The organism is Halorubrum sp. SS7, from assembly GCF_005435055.1.
GTDB lineage: Archaea > Halobacteriota > Halobacteria > Halobacteriales > Haloferacaceae > Halorubrum > Halorubrum salinarum.
Genome location: NZ_SGXV01000001.1, coordinates 345199 through 368443, shown reverse-complemented (window position 1 = coordinate 368443; position 23245 = coordinate 345199). Strand labels below are relative to the sequence as shown.

Here is a 23245-nt window from a genome sequence, read left to right as displayed (position 1 = left end):
GGCGGCCGACGGTCCCGGAGCGGACGGCGTTCGCTCCGAACATGTTCGTCGGAATTCCCGCACGGCGAGTCGGCGCGCAGGGCGTTACAACTACCGACCGCGAACGACGACCCACATGACGGACGACACGACACTCGATCGGCGACGGTTCGTACAGGCGACGACCGCCGCGGGCGCGACGCTCCTCCTCGCCGGCTGTTCCGGCGGGGGCGACGGCGGCGACGGCTCCGGTGGAGACGGCGGCGACGGATCCGACGGCTCGGACGGCGGCGACGGCGGCTCCGGCGACGGCGGAGACGGCGGCGACACCCAGTACCTCGGCGAGGAGCCGGACTACGGCGGCTGGATGGAAGGGGCGAACAACTACGAGCAGACCGTCGACGCCACCGGCCAAGACGAGGTCACGGTCTCGGTCGGCGCGGGGGACGGCCTCTCCTTTGGCCCGGCCGCCGTGGCGGTGAGCACCGGGACTACCGTCGTCTGGGAGTGGACCGGACAGGGCGGCGGCCACAACGTCGCCGCCGACTCGGGCGCGTTCGAGAGCGAGACGGTCACCGAGGAGGGCCACACCTTCGAGTACACCTTCGAGGAGACGGGGACGTTCAATTACGAGTGTACCCCTCACTCATCGGTCGGCATGAAGGGCGCCGTCGTCGTTCGGTGACGACGCGACCCGGCTGAACCGCGCCCGGGACGCCGACGCGACGCGGACACCTTTTTTCCAACCCACCTTTCGAGCAGGGAACCGGCCGCGTTCTCACGTCCTCGGAACGCGGTCGGCGTTCTCCGAACGTGTTCGCGCGCTTCCAGCCGCACAGCAAGCCGCTCGACGACCTATATACCGAACGCCGCAACGTCCGCCTGTCGCGAGGGAATCGCCGCTCGCGGATCTACCCATGTCGAACGACACACAGCGGTCCACGGACGCGGGGGAATCGAGCGACCAGACGACCGACTCGACGGACGGGTTCGACTCCATGCTCCCCGGCGTCCGTCGCCGCGACTTCATGAAGGCCGGCGCCGCTGCGGGGGGTCTCAGCGGGCTGGCGGGCTGTACCAGCATCCTGAGCGAGGACGACGTCCAGGGGACGGCCTCGGCGAGCGGGGTCGACAACTCCGTGCCGCCGGGCGAACACGACGAGTACTACGCGCTGCTCTCCGGCGGGCAGGCCGGCGACGTCCGCGTCTACGGGCTCCCGTCCATGCGCGAGCTCATCCGGATCCCGGTGTTCAACCGGGACGCCTCGCGCGGCTACGGCTTCGACGACGAGAGCAAGCAGATGCTCGAAGACGCCGGCGGGTACACGTGGGGCGACACCCACCACCCGCGGATCAGTCAGACCGACGGCGACTACGACGGCCGGTTCGCGTACGTCAACGACAAGGCGAACGGGCGGATGGCCCGGATCGACCTGACGTACTTCGAGACGGACGCCATCGTCAACATCCCGAACCAGCAGGGGACCCACGGCGCCTGCGCGCAGCTGCCCGACACCGACCTCATCTTCGGCGTCGGCGAGTTCCGGACGCCGGTCCCCAACGACGGGAGCGGGAACCTCGAAGACCCCGACTCCTACGGCTCCGTCCTCGCCGCGATCAACCCCGAGAACATGAACGTCGAGTGGGAGGTCCTCATCGACGGCAACATGGACAACGGGGACGGGAGCAAGGAGGGTCGGTACTTCTTCACGAGCGCCTACAACACCGAGGAGGCCGCGACCGAGTCCGGGATGACCCGGGCCGACCGCGACGACGTGAAGGCGTTCGACATCCCGCGGATCGAGGCCGCCGTCGAGGCCGGCAACTACGAGATGCTGAACGGGGTCCCGGTCGTCGACGGCCGGAAGGACAGCCCGCTCAACCAGGGCGACGAGCCCATCGTCCACTACATCCCGACGCCGAAGAGCCCGCACGGCGTGAGCGTCACCCCGGACAACGAGTACGTGATCGTCAGCGGGAAGCTCGACCCGACGGCGTCGGTCATCGACATCGACAAGATCGACGAGGTCGACGACCCGACCGACGCCATCGTCGGCCAGCCGAAGCTCGGCCTCGGCCCGCTCCACACCGCCTACGACGGCCGCGGCCACGCGTACACGACGCTGTTCATCGACTCGCAGGTCGTCAAGTGGGACATCGAGGAGGCGGTCAACGCCGAGCCGCGCTCGGAGAGCCCCGTGATCGAGAAGATCGACGTCCACTACAACCCCGGCCACCTCATCGCCGCGGAGTCGTACACGGAGGACCCGGCGGGCGACTGGCTCGTCTCGCTGAACAAGCTCTCGAAGGACCGGTTCCTCCCGGTCGGCCCGCAGCACCCGGAGAACGACCAGCTGATCTACATCGGCGACGACGAGAACGGGATGGAGCTGGTGAAGGACTCGCCGGCGCAGGCCGAGCCGCACGACGCGTCGATTTGCCACAAGTCGAAGATCAACCCGAAGGAGGTGTACGACCCCGAGGACCTCGAACTCAGCCACACCGCCGAGGGCGAGTCCACGATGGAGCGCGTCTCCGAGGACCGCGTGGAGATCGAGATGTACTCCACTCGGAATCACTACGGGTTCCAGGAGATGGTCGTCCAGGAGGGCGACGAGGTCGAGATGCAGGTGACGAACATCGAGACCACGAGCGACATGCTCCACTCGGTGGCGATCCCCGACCACGACGTCCACATGCGGGTCGCGCCCCAGGAGACGCGCAAGGCGACGTTCACCGCCGACGAGCCCGGCGTCTACTGGATCTACTGCGCGCACTTCTGCAGCGCGCTGCACTTAGAGATGCGCTCGCGGCTCATCGTCAAACCGGAGGAGTAACGCCATGAGTTCGTCGCTCACGCGGCTGACCGAGATCCGACGCGCGCTCCCGCTGGCAGCGGCGGCGCTGCTCGTCGGCGCGCTGCTGGTCCCGGTGTGGAAGATCTCGCTGACGGCGCCGCAGTACCCCGGTCAGGAGCTGCTCATCGAGCTGTACGCGTACCCGCGTCTGGGCGGCGACTTCGCCGAGGTACAGGGGCTCAACAAGTACGCCGGGTTCCACTACCCCGACCCGGTGTTCATCGACCCGAACTACGCCGTCAGCGAGGCCGCGATCGACGTGCCCGAGTGGCTGCTCGGGCCGGTCGTGTTCGTCTCCCTCGCGCTCACGGGGGCGTTCGTCGCGTTCGCGCCGACGGCCCGCAAGCTGAAGGCCGGGCTCACGGCCCAGCTCGTCGGGACGATCACCGTCTTCGTCGGGATGTTCGCGTTCATCCAGTACCGGCTCTACCAGGCCGGCCACTCGCTGGACCCGGACGCGCCGCTCCGGGGCATCGAGTCGTTCACGCCGCCCCTGCTGGGGCCGTACGAGGTGGCGAACATCTCCGGCTTCGCGTGGTTCGGCCCCGGCGGGTACATGACCGTCCTCGCGGTCCTGCTGCTCGCCGCCGCGTACCTCGCGCGCGACATCGAGGCGACCGTGGACGAGCTGCCGGCGCTCGCCCGCGCGCTCCCCGGAGAGGTCCGCGACCGCGTCGGTGGAGAAACGGCCGCCGACCGAGACCGCGACGTCGACGGGGGCGACCATGTCGGGTGACCGCCTCGAGGTCGGCTTCCTCGCGGCCGCCGTCGCGGTCGCGGCCGTCGCGCTCGCGCTCGGCGTCGCGCTCCCGGTCGCCGGCGCTGGCGGCGCCGCGGACGCGAGCGGCCCGGCCGCCCCGTCGAACGCCTCCGGCGCCCCCGGGCTCGACGTGGCCACGGACTTCGCCGCGACGGGGGTGACGGCGCCCGAGCGCGACGGGACCGCGACGGTCGACGGGGAGTCGTTCGCGTCCGCGCAGGCCGCCGTCGACGCCGCCGACCCGGGCGCGACGGTCGTCCTCGACGGCCGGTTCGACGAGCGCGTCAACGCGAGCGTCGACGGCCTGCGGCTCGTCGCGAGCGCGGACGGCGCCGTGATCGACGGCGGCGGCGAGGGGCGCGTGCTCACCCTGAGCGGCGAGAACGTCACCGTCTCCGGCGTGTGGGTCCGCGGCTCCGGAAGCGACCTCGGCACCGAGGACGCCGGCGTCTTCGTCGCGGGCGACCGCGCCCGGATCGAGTCGGTCCGGATCACCGACACGGCCTACGGGATCTGGGTCGACGGCGCCGACGAGGCCGTCATCGAGGACGTGCGGATCGACGGCCGGGAGGACGTGTACCCGGTCACCGACCGCGGCAACGGGATCCACCTGTTCGAGACGCGCGGGACCGTCGTCCGCGACACCGAGATCACGCGCACCCGCGACGGGATCTACTTCTCGTGGGCGACGGACGTGCTTGCCGAGAACAACACGATCCGCCACACGCGGTACGGCGTCCACTACATGTACTCGGACGACAACCGCCTCGTGGACAACGTCGCGGCCGACAACGGCGTCGGCTACGCGCTGATGGTGAGCGAGGGGCTGACCGTCCGGAACAACACGGCCCTGCGCAACGACGGCGGCAGCGGCCACGGGATACTGGCGAAGGACATCGAGGACTCGACGATCGCCGGCAACCGCCTCGTCGCGAACCGGAACGGGCTCTACCTCTACAACGCGCAGGGGAACCGGCTCGTCGACAACCTGATCTACCGGAACGGGATCGGGATCCACAGCGCCGCCGTGAGCAACAACGCCGTGGTCGCGGGCAACAGCTTCGTCCGCAACGAGCGGGCGGCCAAGACGGCGCGGAACTCGCTCGTCGCCTGGAACGGCACCGAGCGGGGCAACTACTGGTCGGGCGCGCGGACGGCCGACCGCGACGGCGACGGCGTCAGCGAGATCCGCCACCGCCCGATCGGGATCGTGGAGACCCTCGTGGACGAGACGCCGCAGGCCGCCGTGTTCGCGAACAGCCCGGCGTTCGAGGCGGTGCGGCTGGCCGAGAGCTCCTTCCCGGTGATCGAGACGCCGGGCGTCGTCGACCGCCGCCCCCTCGTCGAGCCGAACCACGACTGGCGCGCCTACGAGCCGACCGGCGAGGCCCGCGCCGCGAACCGAACCGCCGACACGGAGGACACACCATGAGAATCGACGCGACCGACGTGCGGAAGACGTACGGGGACGTGACCGCCCTCGACGGGCTCTCGCTGTCGGTCCCGAGCGGCTCGACGTTCGGGATCATCGGCACCAACGGGGCCGGCAAGTCGACGCTGTTCCGGCTGCTCGTCGGCCACGACCGGCCGGACGCCGGGACCGTCAGCGTCGGCGGCACCGACGTGACCGAGGACGGGCGGCGGATCCGCGAGCGCGTCGGCTACCTCCCCGAGCACATTGGGTTCCCGGACGGACTCACCGGCCGCGAGGTCCTCGGCGTCCACCGGGCGACGCGCGGCCTCCCGAAGGACGGGCGGATCGCGGCGGCGATAGCGCGGGTCGGGCTGACCGCGGACGAGGCCGACCGCCGCGTCTCGGGCTACTCGAACGGCATGCAGCGCCGGCTCGGGCTGGCGACGGTGCTGTTGCCCGACCCCGACGTGCTGATCCTCGACGAGCCGACGGCGGGGCTCGACCCCCGCGGCGTCGACGAGTTCCACGCTATCGTCGAGGAGATAACGAAGGAGACGGACGCGACGGTCGTGTTCTGCTCGCACGTGCTCGGCGAGGTCGAGCGGCTCTGCGACCGCGCCGCCGTCCTCCACGACGGCCGCGTCCACGCGTCGGGGCCCGTCGATGAGCTCGCCGCGGGGACGAGCGAGGCGGCGCCGGCCGCGACCGACGCGGGAGCGACGGGCGAGAGCGGCCGGGACGCCGGCGGACTCCGCGCGGCGTTCCGCGAGGCGGTCGGCGACGACGCGGCACGCCGCGCCGCGACCGACGCCGAGGAGGTGGCGCCATGAGCGACCCGACGGAGCGGGCCGAGGAGGGCGACGCCGAGACCCGTCCGGACGGCGGGCACGCGGACGCGGCGGCCGCGGTCGGGGCGTTCGACGCCGACGGGGACGCCGAGGCCGCCGACTCGTCGGCGTCGGCGGCGACCGTCGAGGCGACCGAGACCGGGGCGAACGACGGCGTCCGCGGGGCGCTGCGGCACGTCTTCGTCGTCGCGGTCACGGAGTACCGGTTGGCGGTCCGGAGCCGGTGGGCGCTCGCGCTGACCGGGCTGTTCGTCGCGTTCGGCGGCGTCGTCTTAACGTTCAGCGGCTCGGCGGTCGGGCCGGCGGGCGCCGAGCGCGTCGTCGCCTCGCTGACGAGCCTCGCCGCGTACCTCGTCCCGCTCGCGGCGCTCGCCTTGGGATATGACGCGATCGTCGGCCGCGAGGACGAGGGGTGGCTCGCGGTCGTGTTCTCGCTGCCGGTCCGCCGGAGCGAGGTCGTCGCCGGGACGTATCTCGGCCGGCTGGCGGTGCTGGCGGGCGCGACGCTGCTCGGGTTCGGCTTCAGCGGCGCCCTGATCGTCCGCGAGTTCGGGGTCGCCGAGCTGCCCGCGTTCCTCGGGTTCCTCGGGGGCGCCGTCGGCGCCGGCGCCGCGTTCCTCGCGCTCGCGCTGCTGCTGTCGACCGTCGCCCGCGAGAAGACCCACGCGCTCGGCGCGGCGCTGCTCGCGTGGGTGTGGTTCGTGCTGGGCCACGACCTGCTCGCGCTCGGCGTCGTCGCGGCCGCGGACCTGCCCGGCGCCGCGCTCTCGGCGCTGGTCCTGTCGAACCCGGTGAGCGCGTTCCGCGTGCTCGCCTTGAGCGGACTCGGCACGACCGCCGGCGGCGGATTCACCGCCGTCCTCGCCGGGAGCGGGCTGTCGACGGCCGCGCTCGCGCTGTCGCTCGTCGCGTGGGCCGTCGTCCCCGTCGCCGCGGCGGGCGTCCTGGTCCGCCGGCGGCGGCTCTGAGAAGGGGCGTTCGAGCCGGCGGACGCCCGCGGACTCGGTTTCCGACCGCGCTACTGGATCCGTTCGATCCCGTCGTCCTCGGGCTGCTCGAAGTCGACCGGGCGGCGCGGGAGGTCGTCGACGAACTCCCGGACGATGGTGCGCTCGACGCGCTGGAGCACCTCGCTACACGTGGACTTCGCGATGCCGACGTGGTCGGCCACCTCCGTCAGCGTGGTCTCGCGGGGCACGTCGTAGTAGCCGCGGTCGACCGCCTCGAAGAGGACCTCGCGCTGGCGCTCCGTGAGCGACCCGCCGGGGTTCACGCGCTGTTGGACGTACTCGACCTCGAAGTCGGCGCCCACGTCGCGGAGGGCGTCGCCGAACTTCGCGACGCGCTCGTGGTCGCCCGTCACGTCGACGCGGGCGACGCCGTCGCGGATCTCGACCGGCATCTCGATGGGGACGCCGGCCCGCCGCGCGACCGTCTGGAGCAGCGGGACGAGCGCCTCGACCTGGACGGTCACCATGCCCTCGTCCTCGGCCATCACCGACGAGTGGGTGATCGTGTCGTGCGCTTCGATGACCTCGAGGATCGAGTCGGTGTCGTCGGCGGTGATCCGGACCAGCGCGAACCCGGCGCCGTCGTCGGGGGTCGCGGTCATCACCTGGAACCGCGCGTCCGGGAACTCCCGCGAGACGTCGCCGACCCACGGGCCGTCCGGGATGTCCACGCGGAGGCGTGCCTGTGCCATGCGCGCCCGTTCGGCGCCGGCGTGGAAGTACCTTCGGCTCCGCGCTCGCCGGAACATGTTCGTCACAAACGACCCGGGGATCGGGTTCGTCGATCGACACATGAGCTCCGAACCCGGCGATTCCGCGGCGGTCGAACGGGCGGTGGCGGAGCGGACGGACGCGCCGACCGAGGGGGAGACGATCGCCCTCGACGTGCGGACCCTCGGCCCGCCGAAGCCGCTGCGCGAGACGCTCGAACGCGTCGAGACGCTCGGCGACGGCGACGTGTTAGTCCAGTACAACGACCGGAGCCCGCAGTTCCTCTTCCCGCGCTTGGAGGACCGCGGGTTCGCCTACGCCGCGGTCGAGACGGACGCGACGGAGGCGACCGTCACGGCGATATGGCCGGCCGACGGCGACCGGACCGCGGCGGACGAGCGGGCTACCGAGGGCGACTCGGGCGCCGGCGACGCGACCGCGACGTAGCCGCCTGACGGGGTGAACCATTCAAGCTCGACGCGACGGTCCCCGACGTCGTGCGCGGCGGCGCGTTCGGCTATCCCCCGCGCAGCGCCCGCCACTTCGCGGCGACGAACCCCGCCAGGATGAACGCGAATCCGACGACGGTCGCGGCCGTCACCGCCTGACCGAGCACGAGCCAGCCCGCCAGCGCCGCGAACACGGGGATCACGTACTCGATGAAGCTCATCTCGACGGGACCGAGGTCGTCCAGCAGCGAGAAGTACAGCAGGAACCCCCCGACGCCGGCGACCGCGGAGAGGTACGCGACGGCGCCGAGCGCGGACGGGGTCCACGCGGCGGTCGCGAACGACTGGCCCGGGACCGCGAGCACGGCGGCGTGGAGGACCGCCGCGCCGACCGCCATCATCCACGCCTGCGTGGCGACGAACGGCATCGACGGCGATCGGCTGTGGGTGACGACCGCGGCGACGGCGAACGCGAGCGCGGACGCGAGCACGAGGGCGACGCCGAGGACGCTGTCCGCGAGGTTCGCGGGGTCGGGGTCGGCGATGACGACGACGCCGACGAACCCGAGCGCGACGCCGACCGCGGTGCCCGCGGTGACGTCCGCGTCGGTGGACGCGAGCCGCGTGAGCGCGGGCGTCACCACGGGGACGAGGCCCAACAGGACGGCCGCGACGGCGCCGGTGACGTACCGCTGTCCGGCGAACAGGAACGCGTGATGGGCGCCGATGATGAGGGCCCCGCCGACGAGCACGTACACGTAGTCGTCGCGGGTCCGCGGGCGGGCGTCCGTCCCCGAGGCGAGGACGCCGCCGAACAGCAGCGCGGCGGCGACGTCGAAGCGCACGGCCGCGAACGGGACCGCGGGGAGGTCCGCGAGGCCGACGTCCGTCGCCATGAACGCCGTCCCCCAGACGGCGCAAAGTAGGAGGAAGCGGCCTGCGGTCCGGTAGCGACTCATTCACGCGGAGGTCGCCGCCGACCGCGAAATACCCGTCGAACCGCCTCCGCATTCGCGCGCCGCTCCCGGCGGGGAACACGTTCGGGGACGACCCCAAAGGGATCGGGACCGTACCGTCGCCCGACCGATGTTCGACGACCTCGACACCGACCGGCGGCCGCTGGTGCTCGTCTGGGAGGTCACGCAGGCCTGCGGGCTCGCGTGCCGGCACTGCCGCGCCGACGCGAGGCCGCAGCGGCACCCCGACGAGCTGACGACCGCGGAGGGGAAGCGACTGCTGGAGGACGCCGCCGCGTTCGGCGACGGGCAGCTCGTCGTCCTCTCCGGGGGCGACCCGCTCGCGCGCGACGACCTCACGGAGCTGGTCTCGTACGGCGACGACCTGGGCCTCCGGATGACGATCACGCCGAGCGGGACGCGGTCGCTCACGCCCGAGCGCGTCCGCGACCTCGCCGACGCCGGGATCGCGCGGATGGCGCTCAGCCTCGACGGCCCGACGCGCGAGCGCCACGACGCGTTCCGCGGCGAGGAGAGCTTCGCGGACACGGTCGAGGCCGCGCGCGCCGCCCGCGACGCCGGGATCCCGCTCCAGGTCAACACCACGGTCTGCGCGGACACCGTCGACGACCTCCCCGCGATCCGCGACCGCGTCCGTGACCTGGGCGCCGTCCTCTGGAGCGTCTTCTTCCTCGTGCCGGTGGGTCGCGGCCGCGTCCTCGAGCCGATCGACCCCGGGCGCGCCGAGGACGTGATGGCGTGGCTCCACGAGGTCTCCGACGAGGAGCGCTTCGGCGTGAAGACGACGGAGGCGCCGTTCTACCGCCGCGTCGGCGTCGAGCGCGCGAGCGACGGCGAGGCCGACGGCGCGGCCGGCCGTCGGGGCGGGATCACGGCCGGTCGCGGGTTCGCGTTCGTGAGCCACACCGGCGAGGTGTATCCGTCGGGCTTTCTCCCGGAGTCCGCGGGGAACGTCCGCGACCGGTCGGTCGTCGACGCGTACCGGAACGCCGACCTCTTCGAGTCGCTCCGCGACCCCGACGGCTTCTCGGGGAAGTGCGGCGCCTGCGAGTACCGCCACGTCTGCGGCGGGAGTCGCTCGCGGGCGTACGCCGCGACGGGCGACCCGACGGGAAGCGACCCCCTCTGTCCGTACGTCCCGGAGGGCTACGACGGGCCGCTTCCGGAGCGACAGCGCGCCGGCGACGACGGCGAGCGTCCCGAGCCGGCGGACTGAGTTCGGGCTCAGGCGTACGCCTCGAACTCCTCGCCGAACGCGAGGAAGTAGCCGGTCCCGGCGACCCCGATGACCGCCGCGACCGTGAACGCCACCTCCGGGCTGACGAAGTCCCACAGGTACCCGCCGACGGCGGCGCTCGGGATCACGACCGCGTTCCGGAGCAGGTAGTACGTCCCGGTGACGCGGCCGCCGGACCCGCGCTCCGCCGGGCCGACGATAAGCGCCTTGTGCGACGGCAGCCCCGCGAACCGGAGCCCGGAGAACGCGAAGACCGCGACCATCACCGCAGACAGGGGCAGCGCCGACCCCGCGAGCGCCGGCGCGTAGATCAGCACGACGGGGAAGACGGCGTAGACGGCGAAGCCGACCGCGACGACCGGCTTGAGCCCGACGCGCTCCGCGAGCTTCGAGGCGGGGACCATGATCAGCAGCGCGACGAGCATCTCGACGCCGAGCAGGTAGCCGAAGAACGCCTGCGGGGAGAGGTCGATCTCGTACGAGAACCCGCCGAGCGCGACGGTGGTGTCGAGGCCGACCTGGAAGAACTGCGTGACCACGAGCACGAAGAACACGTACACCATCCCGTTCGCGAACCGGACGAGCGTGTCGCCGACGAGCAGCGGGCGCAGCGGCGCCGGCATCTCCCGCAGGTCCCGTCGGATCCGGTCGAGCCCGGCGAACGAGTCGCCGATGGAGTCGTCGCTCGCGTCGTAGAGGACGTGTTGGACCGCGGTCCCGAGGACGCCGAACGCCACCCCGACAGCGAGGACGTACCGGAAGCTGGCGGTGAACTCCGCGCGGAGCCCGATGAGGACGGCGGCCAGCACTGGGCCGATCAGGAACGCCGTCCGCCGGAACGTCTCCGTGCTGGCGAACCCCGCGGCCAGCCGCGAGGGCGCCGTCGCCTGCTTGACCACCGCGAACGTCGCGCCGAGGCCGAACGACTTCCACGCCTGCGCGAGCGCGAGGCCGACGAAGATCCAGACCCACGGCTCCACCGTGCGCCCGCCCGCCGTGATCGGACCGACCGCCGGGGCGACCAGCCAGACGGCGAAGCCCGCGGTCGACAGCAGCCCGAACAGCGTCAGCGCGTACCGCGAGCCGATCCGGTCCGAGACGGCGCCGCCCGGGTACGGGTACAGCGCCGAGATGACGTTGCCGAACGTGCCGAAGAGCCCGACGGCGAACCCGGAGGCCCCGAGCGCGACCATGTACTCCGGGAGGTACCGGGTCGTCATCTGGAAGCCGAGGCTGAACGCGAACATCGCGACCGACAGCACGAGCACGTCCCGCTCTAACGCGAGGAACCGGCGGAAGGCGTCGAGCGCACCGGACCGCTCGGCGTCGGCCGCCGCAACGTCGGTCACGAGTGGCCCCTCCGCGCCGCGAGGCGGTCGCAGTCGTTGACTCCGGCCCGGGCCCGCGGTGCGACGGGAACGAACATACGCGTTCTCCGGTTCGGGCCGTGAAAAATCCGACCCCGTCACTCGGGGCCCGTCTCGGTCGCGCGGACGAGGTCGCGGAGCTCCTCGATCGAGAGCGGATCGATCCGCTCGCGGGTCCCGTCGCTCGTGTAGAACAGACTCGTCTCGACCGGCCTGTCGGCGAACCACTCGTCGAGGACGTGGTAGTAGACGCTGAGCTGTTTTTGGTACTCCGCCTGCGCGCGCCGCGTCGCGTCCGTCTTGTAGTCGATCACCTCGACCCGGTCGGGCGTCACGCGGACGAGGTCCGCGATCCCCGAGAGGGTGACGCGCCGGCCGTCGACCGCGACCGGGAGCGTGACCGGCTCCTCGACCCGGAGGTCGCCAGACAGGCCGTCGAGGAGCTCGGCGATCCGCCGCTCGTGGTCGTTCGACGGCGTCACGTCGTCGCCGAGGGCGTACGCCTCCGCGAAGTCGTGGACGCGCGACCCGAAGTCCATCCCCCGCGTCTCGGGGTAGGCCTCCGGGCCGGTCTCCGGCCGTTCGTCCGCGTCCTCGAACACCGACTCGTCCATCAGCGAGTGGGGCGTGTGACCGATCGGCCCGTCCGGCGCCGTGACCGCGAACGGGAGGTCCGCGTCGGCCGGTTCGCCGCGGTCGAGCGGCTCCACGCGGGGATCGATCTCCTCGACGGCGACCGGGAGTCCGTCGAGGAACGCGTTCGGGTCCTCGCCGGCCGCGAACACGACGTGACTCTCCGCGCGCGTCACCGCGACGTAGAGCAGCCGCCGCTCCTCGTCGTACCCCCGCGGCAGACAGCGCCTGATCACGTCGTATCGCCAGTCGTCGTACACGTGCGGGTGGGCGCCGTCCTCCGAGTAGACCTTCCGCCGGCGGAGCCCGACCGGGTCCCGGAACTGGATGACGCTCGACCCGCCGGCCCGCGGCGGGAAGCGCCCCTCGTTCATGTTCGCCATGACGACGATCGGATACTCCAGCCCCTTCGCCGTGTGAATCGTCTGGACGGTCACCGCGTCGTCGCCAGCGGACGCGCTGACGTCGACTGTGCCGCCGGTCTCGACGCCGCGCTCGATGTGCCGGATCAGGTCGCCGCGCGTCGCCGTCGTCGAGTCGTGGACCGACTGAACCGTGTGTAAGAGCACGTCCGCGACGTCGCCCGTGAACCCGTAGCGGTCGAGGACGCGGCGCGCCACCGCCCCGACCGACTCCAGCCCGCGGAGTTCGTCGCGAAACGCGGCCGGCTCGGCCGGGTACGACCCCGTCTCCAGGATGTGATCGATCTCGTCGACCGCGTAGCCGATCCGTTCGAGCACCACCGCCCAGCCGCGGTCGGCGTCCGCGTCGAGGATCCGGAGCCACGCGAGCAGCAGCTTCGCCGGGTCGGTCCGGAACAGCTCGACCCCGCCGTCGTACGCCACCGGGAAGTCGTACTCCGCGGCGACGTCGAGCAGCTCCCGCCCGTAGTCGCGGGTCCGCGTGAACACCGCGACGTCCCCGTACTCCGGCGGGCGCGGCTCCCCGTCCTCGCCCTCGACGGCGTAGTCGTCGTTGCCGACGATATCCTGAACCTTCGAGAGGACGGCCTCGTGTTCGTCCTCGTGGCGGATCCCCTCGATTACGGTGTTGTCGAACGCGGCGTTCGCGGAGAGCTCGACCACGTCGTCGAGGGGGGCGTCGACGGTCTCGCCGCTCGACGCCGGCGTCGCGATCGCCCGCTCCGAGAGGTCGATCACCGACGCCGTCGACCGGTAGTTCTCCCGCAGTTCGATCCGGGTCGGGTCGGGCGAGCCGAACGGGACCCGGTCCGCGTCGGCGTTGAGGTCCGCAGCGAACCGGTCCAGCCGCGCCTCGAACTCCAGGATGTTGTCCACGTCGGCGTACTGGAACGAGTAGATGCTCTGCTTCCAGTCGCCCACGAAGCAGAAATTGTCCGTCGCGGACAGGAGGAGCGCCAGTTTGAACTGGACCTCGCTCGTGTCCTGGAACTCGTCGACCATGACGTACTCGAACGCCGCCGCCTCCCGGACGCGCTCGTCCTCGCACAGGAGGACGAACGCGAACAGCTGGAGGAAGCTGAAGCTGAGGTAGTTGCGGCGCAGCGCGAACCGGAGGTACCCGAGGTAGGCGTCGTGGACGAACGCCTTGAGCGCCTCGCGGTCCTCGCGGAACACCGCATCGGCCACGTCGTCGTCGAGTCGCTTCGTCCCCCGACCGCCCCGGAGCGCCGACTTCGAGGGGGCGTCCGGGCGGTACGTCTTGTCGCGGCCGAAGCGGCTCAGGTCCTCGCGCAGGACCGACTGCTTCCGGCCGTCGTTGCGGGGCTCGTTCGCCGCGTCGAACCGCTCTTTGAACGCCTCGAAGTCCCCGTCGAGGTGAGACTCGCCGTCGCGGTACCAGCCGTCCGCGGCGGGGAAGACTCCCTTCGAGGCGAGCTCCCGGATCAGGTCGAGCAGTTCGTCCGGCGACGAGAGCACGCGGTAGAAGTCGGCGTGCTCCGGGTGGTCGTCGCGGAAGCCGCCGAAGAACTCGCGGAACCGCTCGGCCTCGATCAGCTCGTCGTCGAGGATCCGCGTCGAGCCCGTGATCCGCTCGTCGATGCCGAGGTGCGTCGGCGCGGCGTACCCGTGTTCCTGAAGCAGCTCGTGGCAGTGCGAGTGGAACGTCCGGATCGGGGCGTCGGCCAGCTCCCGCAGCCCGTACGCGCTGTGGTCGACGATCCGCTCTTTCATCTCCGTCGCGGCGCTCCGCGTGAACGTCGCCAGCAGCACGTCCTCGGGGTCCGTCTCGGGGCGGTCGACGATCCGGCCGTAGCGGCGGGTGACGGCGAACGTCTTCCCCGTCCCGGGGCCGGCGTCGACGAGGTAGGTCCCCTCCGTGCCCTCGATGAGCTCCCGCTGCGCGTCGTTCGGCGTCGGCTCGCTCATCGGTCGCCCTCCAGCAGCAGGTCGCGGTTGTCCACGCGCCGGTAGTTCGGCTCGCCCCCGAGCCCGTCGACCGGGAACCGCTCCTCGCCGGCGCGTCGGTCGTTGAGCTCGTCGAGGCGCTCGTCGACGAACGACTCGAAGGCGTCCAGGTCCTCGCGGAAGAACGCCCGCTTCCGGGCGCCGTTGAGCTCCCGGATCGCCTGGTCGACGCCCTTCTCGGCGTCGACGTCCGCCGCGGTGGCCGCGTCGACGGCGTCGGTGAACCGCGCGGCGAACGCGGAGTCGCGCAGTTCGCCCCTGTCGGTCGTCTCGGGGAACGTCAGCGGGGTCAGGACCTCCTCGTACGCCTCGTAGCCGAGGTCCGCGAACGTCTCGCGGCAGTCGGCGTAGCCGTCCAACAGCCGCTCGTAGGCCTCGCGGGAGGCGACGTACTCGTCGAACGCGACCGGGTGGTAGGTGACGGTCGTGAGCGCGTCGTCGAGGTCGGCCTCGCCCGCGATCACGTCCGCCATCGGTTCGAGGAAGTGGAAGAACGTGAACTCCAGCCGCTCGTCCGGGCGGACCGACCGGTAGTACGCGAGGTACAGCGCCGCCTGGAAGTTCGGCGCGTCCGCCGGCGGATCGGTCGCCGCGCCGCCGACCACCTGCGAGGCCCGCTTCCTGCGCCCGCTCTTGTAATCGAGCAGGTGAGTCGGCGACCGCACGAGGTCGATCTTCCCCTTCAGGCCGAGGGACGCGTCCTCGAACCAGCGCTCGGTGAGCGGCGAGTCGACCGGCTCGTCGAAGTAGTCGGCGAAGAAGTTCGTCCCCCGCCCCGAGGCCGGCGTGAGGAAGTCGTCCGACTCGGGCGCCTCCTCGTCGAGGTACGCCGTTATCAGTTCGATGCCGACGCGGTACGTGCGGCGGCGGAGCGGCTCGTCGTCGGCCGCGAAGAACGCCGCCGTCTCCGCGAGCATCGCGTCGACGAGGTCGCCGGTGTCGGCCGCGGCGACCGCGTCGGGGTGGTTCGCGTAGAACTCCGCGAAGTCGTGGAAGAGGTTCCCCTCGACGAACCGCTCCCGGTCCGGCGCGTCGAGGAGCCGGTCGAAGAGGTAGTCGCGCGGGCTGTTGACGTAGCTGTTGAGCGCCGACTGGCTGACCGTCTCGACCGACTCCGGCTCCACGTCGGTCGGTTGCCGGTCGAAGCCCTCGCCCCTCGGCCGCGGGCGGCGCCGGTGTTCGACCGAATCGAGGTCGCTGAACCGCTCGAACTCGTCGTCGAGGAGGTCCCCGAGGTACAGGCACGGGGTGACCGGCTCCCCGCCGGCCGCGTCCTGGACGAGGTAGTACCGCCGGTCGCCGCTCTGGAGCAGGCGCTGGAAGTCGGCGACGTAGCGGTCGAACTGCGCCTCGGTGTCGACCCAGGGCCGCTGGGGCGCCGAGTGCGTCCACTCATCGCCCATGCCGAGGTGGAAGACGACGGGGCGGTCCACGTACGCGGACGACTTCGCGTCGGCGAGGAGGACCCCCTCGTTGTCGGTGTCGACCGGGACCTCGTACGTCTGGAGGTAGTACGCGAGCCGGTCGACGGCGCCCTCGGTCACGGGCTCGTCCGCGAGCCCCAAGCGCCGCAGCTCCTCGCCGAGGCGGCTCAGATCGACGCCGGCCTCCGTCGCGTACGCGTCGAGCGCCGCCGCGAACGTCCGTCCCGCGGCCGCGTCGCGGAACGACCGCAGCCACGCCGCGCCCGGCCCGTCGACCGCCGCGACGCGCCGCTCGCGGTCGGCGACCGGAACGTCGATCCCCAAGGCCGTCAACACCGGCGCGGCGTCGCCGAGGGTCGTCTCGGAGCCCCGGAAGCAGAGCCGGAGGAGCCGGACGAACGCCCGGTGATGCGGGTCGTCCGCGAACCCGGGGCCGCCGTAGAAGGGGACGTCCGCCGCCTCGAACGCGGACTCGACGAGGGAGGAGTACCGCCCCCCGCCGTCGAGGACGACGGCGACGTTCTCGGCGTTGCTCGGGGAGACCGTCTCGAGGAGCGCGGCGACGACGTCCGTCGCCGACTCGAAGACGTGGAAAGGCGGGGCGTCGAACGCCTCGTCGGTGAACAGGTCGACGCGGTCGAACGACTCGGGGAGGACGCCGCGTTCGAGCGCGGTCAGCTGGTCGTGACCGACGACGGCGACGGACCGCCCCTCGTCGATCTCGTACTCGGTGAGCCGCTTCGAGGTGGTCCGGAGCGTTCGCATGCCCGCGACGACCTCGCGAGTCGCGTCGTCGACGTAGGCGTCGTACTCGAGGATCGCGTCGAGCCGCCCCGTGTGCTCCCAACACTGGAGGACGTTCCCGACGGCGTACGCGACCGCCTTCCAGTCGCGGTCCGTCGACGTGACGAGTTCGAGGAAGGCGCGCCGGTCCTCCGCCTGTTCGCGGCGGCCGGCGGCGAGGCGGCGCGGGGTGGTCGCGAACGTCCCGAAGTGGGGGCGGTCGAGGCGGCGGTTGATGGCGCTGGCCAGCGGGGCGTCGGGGGTGACGACGAGGTCGTACCCCTCGACCGCCGCGTAGAGTGACTCCGCCCGTTTCGCTCTCCGAATAGGCACGCCTACCGAGGATACGGACGAGTCACAAAAAGATACGGAAGGCGGCCGCGACCCCACGGTCCCGGTCACGCCCGGGGCCGGACGGCGATCGGCGTCGGCCGCCCGCATCCGGCGTGACCGTCGCCGGCACGGGCGACGGCGCCAGCGTGAGGGGACCGGGAGCGGGAGCGAGAGAAACGGTCCGGGGGCGCTAAAACGCGTCCGAGTCGAGCACCCGATGCGGCACGTTCCTGTCGCGGAGCTTGGAGGTGTGTCGCGGTATCTCGTCGGTGACGGCGACCAAGAGCACGTCGAGGCCGAGCATCCCCGCCTCGGCGACGCCCTCCGCGGTCCCGAACCGGACGTCCGGGGAGGCGTCGCTCCGGGAGACGAGCGCGTACGCCTCCGTCCCGGCGACGGCGACGAGGCCCTCGTCCGGGACGTGCGCCGAGACCACGTCCGGGTTCAGGCGCTCGTCGTCGGTGACGGTCGGGACGGGCAGCACCGAGACGGTCCCCGTCTCGTAGTCGACGACGCCCTCGAAGTCGGCGACGCCGACGGCCTCGCCCTCCGCCGCGCTCGTGACGGTGACCGCGGTCGCGGTCCCGCCGGCGGGGTTGGCGTGGAGGACGCCGTCCCGCATCACCAGCCCGACCTCCCTGCCCTCCGCCACGTCGTCGAGCGCGATCGCGGCGTCGACCTCGACGCTTTCCAACACGTCGGAGTTCACGCGTTCGAGGTACGTCTCCAGGTCGTCGGTCCGGGAGATCAGCCAGTCGACGCCCTCCTTTGTCACCTCGTAGCGCCCGCGACCGCCCTTCTCGACGTAGCCCGACTCGACGAGGTCGCGGACGTAGTCGCTGACCGCCTGCGAGGTCACGCCGATCGCGTCCGCGATCTCCCCCTGACTCACCGCCGGCTGGCGGGCCGCGATCTCCACGAGCACCTGATAGCGCGTCGCGCTCCGCTTGTTCTCGAGGACGTCCGGCGACCCCCCGCCCGCTGTGTCACCCATTACCGGACCATGAGCCGCCACAACCAAAGTCCTGTTGTCTATCTCACGGCGAGCTTGCGCTGTGTGCGGTTCTCAGCTCAGATGAGAAACCTCAGTGTTCGCAATTCAACTCGGCTTGTCCCGCGGTGCGAGAGAGTTGTATTCCGGACGAGGGCGACGGGGCCGCGAAGTGAGGCGAGATCGAACCCGACCTGCGCGGACACCCACTGAAGCGACGCGGCGGTCCGCGCGATTTCAGATGGTGGCGCCGCCCAGGTGGTTCCCGTGTCTATCGGGATCGACACGCGAGAATCGAGACTAGGTGAAAAACGGTCGGCGAGGAAGTGGGCGCTACAGGATTTGAACCCGTGGCAACTTGGTCCGAAGCCAAGCACTCTGTCCAAACTGAGCTAAGCGCCCTCGCTCTGAGTTACTGCCGAGAGCGTGTTAAGTCCCGCGATCCGAACGCGCCGCCGCGCAGTCGGTCGGTCCGCGGGTCGCGCCGTCGCGGAGATCGATTCGGGTCCGTGACACGTTCCCGCGATCCGGCCGCGTGCGGATCCGCGCTCGACCGCGAATTCCGCGATCGAACGGGGTGTACCGCGGCGTCGAAGTCGGGCGGCGCCTCGCAAGGGGCGATCAAAAAGAATATTATTCGGAGCGGGCATGTTTCGGTAGTAGATGTGTCCTGGTCGTACGGCCTCTCGGCCGAACGAGTGGCTCGCGCCGTCGACGTCGCCCCCGAGGTGCGTCCATGTATGAGCTGACGCCGCATTTCGACGCCGAGGTCGAGCCCGGGACCAACATCCTGTTGACCGGCCCGCCGCTCAGCGGGAAGCGGTCGATCATGATGGACGTCCTCGCCGCGGGGACCGACCGCGACGAGGGCGCGATCGTCGTCACCACGAAGGACGGCGCCGACCGGGTGCTCCGCGACTACGAGAAGCGGACGCCCTACGAGGGGAAACCGGTCGCGGTCGTCGACTGCGTCACCCGCCAGCAGGGCGGCGAGACCCGCGAGTCCGACCGGATCAAGTACGCCTCCTCGCCGGTGGACATGACGGGGATCGGGATCAAGCTCTCAGAGTTCCTCCAGGCGTTCGGCGACCGCGGCATCGAGCGGAACCGCGTGATGGTCCACTCGCTGTCGACGCTGCTGATGTACTCCGACCTCCAGACGGTGTTCCGCTTCCTCCACGTGTTCACGGGGCGGGTCCAGAGCGTCGACGGGCTCGGGCTGTTCAGCATCGACTCGACGGCCCACGACGACCAGGCGATGAACACGCTCAAACAGCTGTTCGACGGGATCATCACCGTCCCCGAGGACGGCGAGCCCGACATCCGGCTGCCCTGAGCGGGGAATCAACGCCGGCCACCTCCTCCGCCCCGACGCGCCGACCGAGGGATCCGCTTAATCGCGTCGCGACCCAACGACGAGCCATGCCCATCACCGACGACGCCGGACTCGACCGCCTGCTCGACGCCGAGACGATAGCGGTCGTCGGCTGCTCGACGACGCCGGGGAAGGCCGCCCACGACGTGCCGGCGTACCTCCAGCGGCAGGGGTACGAGGTGATCCCCGTGAACCCGTTCGCCGACGAGGTGCTCGGCGAGCGGGCGTACGACGCGGTCGGCGAGGTCGAGGAGTCGATCGACCTCGTGGACGTGTTCCGGCCGAGCGAGGAGGTGCCGGACATCGTCGAGGCCGTCCGCGAGCGCCACGCGGACCGCGGCGACGCCGGCGCGGTGTGGCTCCAGCTCGGGATCACCCACGACGAGGCCGCCGCGGCCGCCGAGGCCGACGGGATCGACGTGGTCCAGGACCGCTGTCTCAAGGTCGAACACGGCCGTTTGCGCGGATAGGACCGGCTGCGCGGACAGGACCGACCCCGGAGCGGCACCGCGCGGCCGGCGCCGCGCCGCTCACCCCTCCCACTCCTCGAACGACCGGTAGACGCCCTTCGAGAGGTAGCGCTCGGAGGAGTCGCAGAATATCGTGGCGACCGCGTCGTGCGGGGCGTCGATGGCGCCGTCGCGGATGTCACGGGCGACCCGCTTCGCCGCGATGGCGTTCGCGGCGGCCGACGAGGCGACGAGCTGCCCCTCCTCGGCCGCGAGCCGGCCCATCTCCTCGTGGACCTCGCGGTCGGGGACCGCGATGATGTCGTCGACGATCTCGGGGTCGAACAGCTCGTTGCGGTCGATGTCGTGGGTGCCGATCCCCTCGGTCTTGTACTCCTCGTGCTCGACGTCCTCGCCGAGGAACTCGCGGTAGGCGGACCCGGCGGGCTCGACGGCGGCGACGTACGTGTCCGGGTCGCGCTCGCGAAAGTACTCCGCGAGGCCCATCAGCGTCCCGCCCGTGCCGCAGCCGGCGACGACGGCGCCGACCTCGCCGTCGAGCGCCTCGTCGATCTCGGGCGCGGTGGTCTCGTAGTGGGCCTCGACGTTGAGCGGGTTCGAGAACTGCTGGGGGACGACGGCGTCGTCGAGCTCCTCGGCGATCTGGTGGGCGCGGTCGATCGCCAGGCCCATCCCCTCCTCGCTTGGCGTGTTGACGACCTCGGCGCCGAGCGCGCGCATGAGCTGCTGCTTCTCGACCGAGAAGCGCTCGGGGACGACGAAGACGGCGTTCAGGTCGAGCTGTCCGGCCGCGACGGCGAGGCCGATCCCGGTGTTGCCGGCGGTCGGCTCGACGACGGTGCCGCCCTCCCCAACGTCGCCGCGCTCCAGCATGCGTTCGAGCATGTACTTCCCGATGCGGTCCTTGACGCTCGCGCCGGGGTTGAACGACTCCAGCTTGGCGTACACCGGCACCGCGTCCGGCGCGTCGTGGACGTCGACGAGCGGCGTCTCCCCGATCGTCTCCAGCACCGACGACAGGGGCTCCCGATGGTCGGTCATAGCCCGGCAAACGTTGCCGCCGGTTTTGTGTGTTGCCATCGGTCCGTCCGGTTCCGGGGCTCCCCGGCGAGGGCAGTCTTTGCCGAGGGCGGCGCGGCGCGACCGAATCGGTTCGCGCGTCGCGGCCCGCGACCGTGTGACGCCGCGCCGCGGATCGAACACACTTATGCCGGTCGTCCGGCTCCGACCTGTATGAGCGAGACCGATGCGGAGGCCGAGGTGACGGTCGTCCTGCCGGACGGATCAGAGCTGACCGTTCCGGCGGGGTCGACAGTCGAGGACGTCGCCTTCGAGATCGGCCCCGGGCTCGGTCGCGACACCGTCGCGGGGAAGATCGACGGCGAACTCGTCGAAAAGTACGCGGAGGTCCACGACGGCGCGCGGATCGAGATCGTCACCGACCAGTCCGACGAGTACCTCACGGTGTTGCGCCACTCCGCGGCCCACGTGTTCGCGCAGGCGCTCCAGCGGCTCCACCCCGAGGCGACGCTGACGATCGGCCCGCCGACCGACGACGGCTTCTACTACGACGTGACCGACGTCGACGTCGACGAGGACGACCTGGCCGCCATCGAGGAGGAGATGGAGGAGATAATCGCGGCGGACTACGACATCGAACGCGAGGTCCGGTCGCGCGAGGCGGCGAAGGAGACCTACGCCGACAACGAGTACAAGCGACAGATCTTAGACGAGGAGGCCGACGGCGAGGAGGTCACCTTCTACGTCCAGGACGACTGGGAGGACCTCTGTCAGGGCCCCCACGTCGAGTCGACCGGCGAGATCGGCGCCGCGACGCTGCTCGAGGTGTCGGCCGCCTACTGGCGCGGCGACGAGGAGAACGACTCGCTGACGCGCGTGTACGGCACCGCCTTCGCGAGCGAGTCCGACCTCGAGGAGTACCTCGAACTCCGCGAGCAGGCCCAGGAGCGCGACCACCGGAAGATCGGCCAGGAGATGAACCTCTTCTCGATCCCGACGGTGACCGGGCCGGGCCTCCCGCTGTACCACCCGCCAGGGAAGACCGTGCTCCGCGAGCTGTCGGAGTTCGCGAACGAGCTCAACCGCGACCACGGCTACGAGGAGGTCGAGACCCCGCACGTGTTCCGGACGGAGCTGTGGAAGCAGTCGGGCCACTACGAGAACTACAAGGACGACATGTTCCTCCTCGACGTCAACGACGAGGAGTACGGCCTGAAGCCGATGAACTGCCCGGGCCACGCGACCATCTTCGACCAGCAGAACTGGTCGTACCGCGACCTCCCGCAGCGCTACTTCGAGAACGGGAAGGTGTACCGGAAAGAGCAGCGCGGGGAGCTGTCGGGGCTCTCGCGCGTCTGGTCGTTCACCATCGACGACGGCCACCTGTTCGTCCGGCCGGACCAGATCCGGGGGGAGATCGAGTCGGTGATCGAGATGATCTTCGAGGTCGTCGAGACGCTCGACCTGGAGGTCGAGGTCGCGCTGGCGACCCGCCCCGACAAGTCGGTCGGCGGCGACGAGATCTGGGAGTCCGCCGAGGAGCAGCTGCGCGACGTGCTCGAATCCGGCGGCTACGACTACGACGTCGAGCCCGGCGACGGCGCCTTCTACGGCCCGAAGATCGACTTCGGCTTCGAGGACGCCCTCGGCCGCGTCTGGGACGGCCCGACCGTCCAGCTCGACTTCAACATGCCCGACCGCTTCGACCTGACCTACACGGGCGAGGACAACGAGGACCACCAGCCCGTGATGATCCACCGGGCGCTGTACGGCAGCTACGAGCGCTTCTTCATGGTCCTCATCGAGCACTTCGACGGGAACTTCCCGCTGTGGCTCGCGCCCGAGCAGGTCCGCATCCTCCCCGTCTCCGACGAGACGCTCGGCTACGCCCACCGCGTGAAAAACGAGTTGGAGGACGCCGGCTTCCGCGTCGAGGTCGAGGACCGCGACTGGACGGTCGGCCGGAAGATCCGCGCGGGCCACGACGACCGGCTCCCGTACATGGTCATCGTCGGCGACGACGAGCAGGAGGCGGGGACGGTCTCGGTGCGCGACCGCTTCGAGAACCAGCGCGGCGACGTCGACCTCGACGACTTCGTCGACCACCTCGTCGCCGAGCGCGACGAGAAGCGGACGGAACCCGACTTCGTCGACGCCGAGTGACGACGCGGCCGAGCGCGGGTCGCTGATCGGCGACGCCGCGCGGCCGTCGCGGC

The 23245-nt window shown here is 71.2% G+C and carries 18 protein-coding genes and 1 tRNA gene; 11 read left to right on the top strand and 8 right to left on the bottom strand.

The annotated features are described in order from the left end of the window. Positions 1-115 precede the first annotated feature (115 nt). The 6 genes from EXE44_RS01890 (at position 116) to EXE44_RS01865 (ending at position 6827) form a co-directional block, all read left to right on the top strand. Complete coding sequence (locus EXE44_RS01890) at positions 116-664, top strand: halocyanin domain-containing protein (RefSeq protein ID WP_137715720.1); 549 nt, start codon at positions 116-118, stop codon at positions 662-664. Positions 665-896: 232 nt separating this feature from the next. After that, complete coding sequence (gene nosZ / locus EXE44_RS01885) at positions 897-2816, top strand: TAT-dependent nitrous-oxide reductase (RefSeq protein ID WP_137715719.1); 1920 nt, start codon at positions 897-899, stop codon at positions 2814-2816. Between the two features lie 4 nt (positions 2817-2820). Beyond that, positions 2821-3573: a hypothetical protein gene (locus EXE44_RS01880; RefSeq protein WP_137715718.1), complete on the top strand. Its 753-nt coding sequence runs from the start codon at positions 2821-2823 to the stop codon at positions 3571-3573. Continuing rightward, complete coding sequence (nosD, locus tag EXE44_RS01875; protein WP_137715717.1) at positions 3563-5029, top strand: nitrous oxide reductase family maturation protein NosD; 1467 nt, start codon at positions 3563-3565, stop codon at positions 5027-5029. The genes EXE44_RS01880 and nosD overlap by 11 nt, the downstream gene beginning before the upstream one ends. Beyond that, positions 5026-5841: an ABC transporter ATP-binding protein gene (locus tag EXE44_RS01870; RefSeq protein WP_137715716.1), complete on the top strand. Its 816-nt coding sequence runs from the start codon at positions 5026-5028 to the stop codon at positions 5839-5841. The genes nosD and EXE44_RS01870 overlap by 4 nt, the downstream gene beginning before the upstream one ends. Beyond that, the gene (locus EXE44_RS01865; protein ID WP_137715715.1) at positions 5838-6827 is read left to right on the top strand and encodes an ABC transporter permease; all 990 of its coding nucleotides are present in this window, start codon (positions 5838-5840) and stop codon (positions 6825-6827) included. The genes EXE44_RS01870 and EXE44_RS01865 overlap by 4 nt, the downstream gene beginning before the upstream one ends. 50 nt (positions 6828-6877) lie before the next feature. Here the strand turns inward: EXE44_RS01865 and EXE44_RS01860 are convergent, their stop codons facing one another. Further along, positions 6878-7618: a helix-turn-helix domain-containing protein gene (locus tag EXE44_RS01860; RefSeq protein ID WP_137715714.1), complete on the bottom strand. Its 741-nt coding sequence runs from the start codon at positions 7616-7618 to the stop codon at positions 6878-6880. Between EXE44_RS01860 and EXE44_RS01855 the strand changes: the two genes are divergently transcribed. Continuing rightward, on the top strand, positions 7617-8027 hold the full coding sequence (locus EXE44_RS01855; protein WP_137715713.1) for a DUF2249 domain-containing protein: 411 nt from the start codon (positions 7617-7619) through the stop codon (positions 8025-8027). The two genes, EXE44_RS01860 and EXE44_RS01855, sit on opposite strands and share 2 nt — an antisense overlap. A gap of 70 nt (positions 8028-8097) precedes the next feature. Here the strand turns inward: EXE44_RS01855 and EXE44_RS01850 are convergent, their stop codons facing one another. Further along, positions 8098-8988 (bottom strand): DMT family transporter, encoded by an 891-nt coding sequence (locus EXE44_RS01850; protein ID WP_137715712.1) that lies wholly within the window; start codon positions 8986-8988, stop codon positions 8098-8100. A gap of 127 nt (positions 8989-9115) precedes the next feature. Here EXE44_RS01850 and EXE44_RS01845 point away from each other — a divergent pair, with 127 nt between their 5' ends. Further along, entirely contained in the window at positions 9116-10222 is a 1107-nt protein-coding gene (locus EXE44_RS01845) for a radical SAM protein (RefSeq protein ID WP_137715711.1), read from the top strand. A gap of 8 nt (positions 10223-10230) precedes the next feature. Here the strand turns inward: EXE44_RS01845 and EXE44_RS01840 are convergent, their stop codons facing one another. The 5 genes from EXE44_RS01840 to EXE44_RS01820 all read right to left on the bottom strand — a co-directional run bounded on the left by EXE44_RS01840 (position 10231) and on the right by EXE44_RS01820 (position 18566). Beyond that, on the bottom strand, positions 10231-11592 hold the full coding sequence (locus EXE44_RS01840; RefSeq protein WP_137715710.1) for an MFS transporter: 1362 nt from the start codon (positions 11590-11592) through the stop codon (positions 10231-10233). Positions 11593-11708: 116 nt separating this feature from the next. After that, on the bottom strand, positions 11709-14594 hold the full coding sequence (locus EXE44_RS01835; protein ID WP_137715709.1) for an exodeoxyribonuclease V subunit beta: 2886 nt from the start codon (positions 14592-14594) through the stop codon (positions 11709-11711). Then, positions 14591-17173, bottom strand: coding sequence for a PD-(D/E)XK nuclease family protein (locus EXE44_RS01830; RefSeq protein WP_137715708.1), 2583 nt, complete (start codon positions 17171-17173; stop codon positions 14591-14593). Before EXE44_RS01830 ends, EXE44_RS01835 begins: the two co-directional genes overlap by 4 nt. A 190-nt stretch (positions 17174-17363) precedes the next feature. Further along, positions 17364-18167 (bottom strand): MarR family transcriptional regulator, encoded by an 804-nt coding sequence (locus EXE44_RS01825; RefSeq protein ID WP_137715707.1) that lies wholly within the window; start codon positions 18165-18167, stop codon positions 17364-17366. A gap of 324 nt (positions 18168-18491) precedes the next feature. Next, positions 18492-18566, bottom strand: a tRNA-Arg gene (locus EXE44_RS01820). 334 nt (positions 18567-18900) lie between these two features. Here EXE44_RS01820 and EXE44_RS01815 point away from each other — a divergent pair. Together EXE44_RS01815 and EXE44_RS01810 are read left to right on the top strand one after the other, a co-directional pair. Further along, positions 18901-19500, top strand: coding sequence for a recombinase RecA (locus EXE44_RS01815; RefSeq protein WP_121562270.1), 600 nt, complete (start codon positions 18901-18903; stop codon positions 19498-19500). An 86-nt stretch (positions 19501-19586) separates the two neighbouring features. Continuing rightward, positions 19587-20009, top strand: a complete 423-nt coding sequence (locus tag EXE44_RS01810) for a CoA-binding protein (RefSeq protein ID WP_137715706.1) — start codon at positions 19587-19589, stop codon at positions 20007-20009. 60 nt (positions 20010-20069) lie between these two features. Here EXE44_RS01810 and EXE44_RS01805 read toward each other — a convergent pair whose 3' ends face one another. Then, entirely contained in the window at positions 20070-21050 is a 981-nt protein-coding gene (locus EXE44_RS01805; protein WP_137715705.1) for a PLP-dependent cysteine synthase family protein, read from the bottom strand. Positions 21051-21242: 192 nt separating this feature from the next. Here EXE44_RS01805 and thrS point away from each other — a divergent pair, with 192 nt between their 5' ends. Further along, the gene (gene thrS / locus EXE44_RS01800) at positions 21243-23192 is read left to right on the top strand and encodes a threonine--tRNA ligase (RefSeq protein ID WP_137715704.1); all 1950 of its coding nucleotides are present in this window, start codon (positions 21243-21245) and stop codon (positions 23190-23192) included. Positions 23193-23245: the final 53 nt, after the last annotated feature.